Consider the following 6,428-nt stretch of genomic DNA (forward strand, 5'->3'; position numbering starts at 1 on the left):
CGTGATCGATAGCTGATAACGGATCACTGGAAACCGCGCATTTGCTGTGTCCGATGCGCACGAGGAGAAAGATATGGAAAACCGAATTCGTCAAATAGACCCCCAGGCCCAAGGCGCGGCCCTCGACAGCGCTCACGTTGGTGATATTCGTGGCGCGTTTGGCACCATTGCGTTAGCCGATACCGGCAAACGCAGCAGCTGGATGGCACGCTTTAAGACGCTAATGGCAATCATCGGGCCGGGCCTGATCGTTATGGTTGGCGATAACGATGCCGGTGCGTTCGGCACTTACACACAAGCCGGACAAAATTACGGCACCACACTCTTGTGGACCTTGATGTTGTTAATCCCAGTGCTTTACGTCAATCAGGAAATGGTGCTGCGGCTCGGCGTAGTCAGCGGTGTTGGCCACGCGCGCCTGATTCTCGAACGCTTCGGCAGGTTCTGGGGAGCGTTCAGCGTCGTCGACCTCTTCCTTGTCAACGCGCTGACGATCGTCACTGAATTCATCGGCATTTCGCTCGGTCTGACCTTTCTGGGCGTACCAAAAATTCCTGGGGTCATTGCAGCGGCGTTACTTATCATGATGGCTGTAAGCACCGGAAATTTCCGGCGGTTCGAACGGTTTTCAATGGTGTTGGTCTTCGCCAGCTTGCTGCTAATACCGGTATTTGTCATGGTGCATCCACCACTGAGTCAGGTAGCGCATGATTTTCTGGTGCCGTCGTATCCACAAGGCGCCAAGCTCAGTGACATCATGCTGCTCGTGATTGGGATTGTTGGTACCACAGTCGCTCCATGGCAACTATTTTTTCAACAGAGCTACGTCATCGACAAACGCATCACTACTCGCTTTATCCAGTATGAGCGCTGGGATCTGGTGTTAGGGATTGTATTGGTGATTATTGGTGCGGTCGCAATGATGGCATTCGCCGCCCACACCTTCGCCGGCAAACCGGAATTCGGTAATTTCGCGGATGCCGGTGCGGTGGCGACCGGCATTGCCAAATACTTCGGCAAACTGCCCGCCCAATTGTTTGCGATTGCCCTTATCGACGCCTGCATCATCGGTGCGTCGGCCGTATCGCTGTCAACGGCGTACGCCGTCGGTGATGTGCTCTCGACGAACCACTCGCTGCATCGCAAGCCAACGGAAGCGATCGGCTTTTACGCAGTCTATTTCACGCTCATCGTGATCGCTGCAGCACTCGTACTGATACCCGGCACGCCGCTTGGTTTGTTGACAAATGCGGTACAGACACTGGCCGGCGTGCTACTGCCAAGTGCCTCGGTCTTCTTGCTATTGCTGTGTAACGACAAAGAAGTACTGGGGCCGTGGGTGAATGGGCGCAAGCTGAATATTTTTACTGCGGCCATTGTCGCCATCCTCGTGATGTTGTCGATCATACTCACAGCGGCGGTGATCTTTCCTGACATCTCCAGTGAAGCGATCGTCGGCATTCTGGTCGGTGGCAGCTTGATCGCCCTTGTCGTAACGATTGCGGTAAAGATTATTCAATCAAAACGTCTGCAACCACTGCAGGCCGTGGCTACACGGTTATCAGTGCAAGACAGAACGCTGTGGCGCATGCCTTCACTGAATCAGCTCAAACCGATGAATTTGACCCTGGGCACGCTGGTGTGGATGGGGGTGCTACGCGGCTATCTGATTATTGCCATTTGCATGGTGGCGTACAAAGTGGTTCGAATGGCATTTGGCTGATTCTAACGACGCCAAAAATACATCGTTGTTGACAACTACCGGATAGTGCTTGAACGCGAGCTGCGCGAGGGAAGACGAGGGCCGCGTCGAAGCATCAGCATTCGCGGCTGTGAATGGGCTTCGAGAAGCGCCTAAATCTGGGCTTTACGCGCGGTTTTTGTTAAACGGTCAGGTGCTACTGGGACGCGGCTGGCTTGACTTTCTCACTTCTTGTGCATTAGGCCCGCTGGGAATGGGTTTCTCCCAGTGGGAGCCACGCAGTGCGGGGTCTGGGGCTGTGCCCCAGGGTGAAATCATGCGCAATGGCGCCCAGATTTGCGCGCTTTTACAAGCCCGCTAACAGCGGCTGCGATTTGACTGTATGAGCCGAAGACTTCCAGTAGAAGCACATGTTGCGCATTCTGGGGTTTGAGGTGCAGTGGAACGGAAAACCGGGTTAAGGCCGTGGGTTCGTGGCCTATTCGTCGCTCGCCGGATTGCGCAATGGCCGCAACTCGCCCTTGGCCACCGCGTCCGGTACCGAGAACGAATACCGGCCCAACATGTTGATGTGCTCATGCAGCAATGGCGACAGCCTGGCCACGTCCTCATCCCTAACCAAGAAGCCGTCCGCGCGCAGATGGCTCAATGCGGCCTCCATGTAGCTTGTGTTCCACAGCACGATCATGTTGAGCACCAAGCCGAGTGCACCGAGCTGGAGTTGTAAGCTGGAACCATCGAAATTTCCGCCGCCCGATTTCTTTGTCTAACGACCCACCACTAGGGAAGCGCTGATCAATCGACATTTTTGACACCGACGGCACGTTTCGAACAAGCGATGTTGACCAATCGCCGAGATGCGGCGTTGGCGTGGCATTTGCGCGGCGTTGGATGGGCTTTAGCCGCTAAATTATTACTGTGTTGCGCGCTTGGGCGCGCTTAAGACGCAACTCGGGTTTCAGTTATCGTGAAGCGTCGGCCGGCCAGTACCAAATTGGCGAAGCCGAACAGGGTAAACAGTTGTGCGGTGTTTTTGGCGAGGCCGCGATAGCGCACTTTGCGGTGCTGGAAGAGGTTCTTCACGACATGGAATGGATGCTCCACCTTGGCGCGCACGCTCGCCTTCAGATGCTCGAGCTTTTCGATCCGGCGCCCGAGCTTGTTTTCAGGCAGCGCCTTGCGCTTCGAGCGTTTCATGGCGACGTGCCACGTGACTGCTTTTCCCAGATTCTCTGGCCGCTTTTCCACGCCCTGGTAGCCTGCGTCGCCGAGTGCAGCTACTTCGTCGCCGTGCAGCAGCGCGTGCGCTTGCGTGACGTCACCGACGTTGCCAGCAGTGACCACAACGGTGTGCGTCAAACCCGACGCCGCGTCAACGCCGATATGGGCCTTGAGCCCGAAATGCCAGTCGTTTCCCTTCTTAGACTGATGCATTTCGGGATCGCGCTTCTTGTCCTTGTTCTTGGTGGACGGCGACGCCGCGATCAATGTCGCGTCGACGATAGTGCCCTCGCGCATAATCAAACCCTTGTCGGCCAAATGCCCGTTGATCGTTGCAAAAATCTTGGCCGTGAGTTCGTGCTTTTCGAGCAGGCGGCGGAACTTGGGGTATGGGGAGCAACGGAACAGAAACTACGGTTAAGCGTTATAGCTATATAGCTTCTTCCCAACTATAGATTTTTATATATTGCAGATTTTTATTATCTGAAAATTATAAGATTCACGCATAATTGTAGCGAGCTGCATTCAGCGGCTTTTTCGACCAGAATTAACTGCGCGCCCTCACATCAAACCAGAGATAGTTGCGAATGAACCCGCATTCAGCCGTGTTGGTGGCAATGTGTAGAAACACGTCTCTACACAAGCGAGGCACCAGGCCTCACCTGCGTGAATGCCGTTTTTTCAATAATTAGAACAAATGACGGATTCCGACCTGAACACCTGTTTCACTTTGCCCGGCGCCCGGCGTCAGAAAAGATCCAGTCGTGATGCTGGCACCGGCCATTTTGAACTGCGCGGTATTGGAATTATTTAAACGCGACGCAACGGAATAAAGTCGCGTGCGTTTAGACAGATCGTAATTCACAATCAGGCTGACTTGTCTGGCATTATTCCCAAAAGAAGAGCTATCCTTTATCAAGCCATAGCCAGCACCAATCGTCGTTACAGGGTTGACGCGATAGTCTGCAGAAACGCTATAAGTGTTGTGATAGTTACCAGGCGTATTACCTACCGGACCGACGGTCGGATCGTATTTTCCAGCAGGATTGCTGAGCGCGTTGCCCGTCGTCGCCGATATCACCTCATTCGCACGGAAATAGCCAAGATAGACTTTGCCGTGGCCATAATCTACATTCCCGCCGGCCATGAATTCCTGAACGCGATTGGTGTTGGTGGCATTTGCCGCGGTCAGATAAGCCAATGCGAAGAAAACAGGCCCCTGCTGGGTCTGTCCCGCCGCCTGATAGACCGCATTGCCTGCAATATTGCCGGCCTTTTCGCCCAGCGAGTAGTGCAATTCGATTTGTGAATTATAAATTTTCGGTGAAGTATAGCTAATGTCGTTATCGACGCGCGCCAGCCAATTGGAAAAGTTGTTGTAAGCAGACCCATAGGTTGCTGCCCCGAATGCATCCATATTGCCGCTATAAGCGAACATTGGTGTGTTCTGGCGCCCGGCGCGCACTTCACCGAAATTCCCTGAAATGCCGACCCAAGCTTGGCGATCAAACAAGCGGAAGGAATTTTGTTGTTGGCCTGTACCTGGATCAAATCCATTTTCGAGATCGAACGTGGTCTTGTAACCGCCGCCGAGATCCTCGTTACCACGGATGCCCCAGCGACTTGTCATTTCACCGTTGTTACCGAGTACCGTCAGTGAAGTGTGCTTACCTCCGACCGTTGACGATTGATAGCCACTGAACATATCGAGTACACCGTAAAGTGTTACCGAAGACTGTGCGAAAGCTGCTGAACTAGCGACCATTCCGAGCGATGCGGCCATTAATGTAATGTTGATATTCTTTTTCATAAGTTCTCCTCTTTTCTTATATATTTTTTTGACGCATTTCATTCAAAAGATGCTTGTATTCTTCTTCAGAGTGGGTGCGACAGGTTGATTCGATATTCTTTTTGGCGTGTAGACAACGCCATCATTTATCCTTCATGCGCGACAAGCGGTCGTCACGCACTTCGCGCTTTACTCACTTAAGGATGCGTCCATAAATCTCCAAAAAGACGGCGGTGCAATCGCTTTCCGCGCGACAAGCAGCCTCTACTTATCGCGAAATGGGTAATGATCGTTACAGCGCCGCTCGTAAAGTATTTACGAAGGTAGTGCTAGCGTATTTATTGAATAGCCAATCGGCGCTTGACAGTCAATGCCAAGGGCACCGTAAAGAAGAAGTGCGACATGAATCCCCCGATGATCACGACAGGATCATAGTAATTAGGGTGGTTGTCGGAGGCGATCATGATCGCCACATGCATGATGATCCAAGCAAACATGGCGTAAAAAAGCGCTACTAGCGTTGCTTCATAACCGCGTCGGCGAAAATACGGCCAAATGACGGCAAATAAGACACCCCAGGCACTTGAGAAAATAAAGTGGATGGCGATACCGATGATGTAAGCCCATAGGCCGATCGACTCTTGCACCTCTTTTCCGAACACCAAGCCCGTTGCGTTTCTAGGAATTCCAGCCAGTGGCAATAAATGCTGCGCTCCTACCCAAACAAGGGCTTCGTAGATCCAGATAACTACTCCGCCGGTCAAACCAGCGATCACTCCGGCGCGTATGATTGCTTTCCAACTCGGCATTTCTGAAGCGTATGATGTCGAAACACCGTTGCCTTCAACGCCGCTTATATGTATGTTGCTAGCCATGTCTAATCTCCTCTTTTTTATTAAAAAATACTGCCTTACAAACATCACGTTTCACCACATCCTTCAATTGCACGCATACCGCGTACACTTTCGAATTTTCGCCAGCGGACATTTGTGAAACAATGCCGCTGTCATTGATAATCGTAACTAGTCAGCGGTCGCATTAAGTACCGGTTGCGGTGCTGTCAATTCTCCTGTCATCTCTTCTTTACGTGCAAAAAGTAGTCGTTCCGCATACTCCTGCCATGACGCATTCTTTGGGACTTTGTCGAACAAGCCGTCACTTGCCAGCGTAGCGACCCAGTCAAGTTTTTCTGCGATGCCGACGGCCATCAGTGGCGCAAATCCGGCCTCGCGCACTGTGGCGGCAGATTCACGCATTTCTTCAGCCCGCCGCTTGCCATGCTGTACAACACGATTAAAGAAATAAGTACCTTGGGCCGACCAGTCAATTTGCGGGAAGGTTTCAGCTAGCGTCGGCAGCACCTTGTCGGCCACCCCGTAGTACAGCGCGGTGCTGTAGCTTTCGATGACCAGCGCCTCCAGACCTTTGATCATGATGCTGCGGCACATTTTGATTGCGGAAGCTACACCGATGTCGACGGCAACTATCGTGGCATCCATGCCCCAGGCGCGCAGCGCAGGTGCCAGCTCGCCGGCTCTTGCACCACCAAGAAGCATTGGCACTTTAATGCCATGCGGCGGTACCGAGCTCATCACCCCGGCTTCCACATAATGGCCTCCTGCCTCTTCAATGGCCTGCGCCGCCTGACGTTTAGTACCGGGCGAAGCCGAGTTCAGGATCGATTCGTGCTCGATGAACCGGGCGCTTAGAGAAGCT

At 52.9% G+C, this 6,428-nt stretch carries 4 protein-coding genes and 2 pseudogenes; 1 reads left to right on the forward strand and 5 read right to left on the reverse strand.

Translation table 11 applies throughout. The features are described from left to right. Positions 1–73 precede the first annotated feature (73 nt). Positions 74–1,723 (forward strand): Nramp family divalent metal transporter, encoded by a 1,650-nt coding sequence (locus ACVBEF_RS06555; protein ID WP_447123134.1) that lies wholly within the window; start codon positions 74–76, stop codon positions 1,721–1,723. Between the two features lie 457 nt (positions 1,724–2,180). Here the strand turns inward: ACVBEF_RS06555 and ACVBEF_RS06560 are convergent. The 5 genes and pseudogenes from ACVBEF_RS06560 to ACVBEF_RS06580 form a co-directional block, all read right to left on the reverse strand. Beyond that, a pseudogene (locus ACVBEF_RS06560) lies at positions 2,181–2,420 on the reverse strand (Tn3 family transposase); the annotation flags it as partial. A 221-nt stretch (positions 2,421–2,641) separates the two neighbouring features. Beyond that, positions 2,642–3,307 (reverse strand): annotated as a pseudogene (locus ACVBEF_RS06565) (IS5 family transposase); the annotation flags it as partial. A 304-nt stretch (positions 3,308–3,611) separates the two neighbouring features. Then, positions 3,612–4,733 carry a porin gene (locus tag ACVBEF_RS06570; protein WP_447123135.1) on the reverse strand — a complete coding sequence of 374 codons (1,122 nt, stop codon included), beginning with the start codon at positions 4,731–4,733 and terminating at the stop codon, positions 3,612–3,614. A 317-nt stretch (positions 4,734–5,050) separates the two neighbouring features. Then, positions 5,051–5,587 (reverse strand): hypothetical protein, encoded by a 537-nt coding sequence (locus tag ACVBEF_RS06575; RefSeq protein WP_447123136.1) that lies wholly within the window; start codon positions 5,585–5,587, stop codon positions 5,051–5,053. 147 nt (positions 5,588–5,734) lie between these two features. Next, on the reverse strand, positions 5,735–6,428 hold a 694-nt coding region (locus tag ACVBEF_RS06580), incomplete at its 5' end, for a DUF1932 domain-containing protein (RefSeq protein ID WP_447123137.1).

The organism is Glaciimonas sp. GG7 (genome assembly GCF_052976905.1).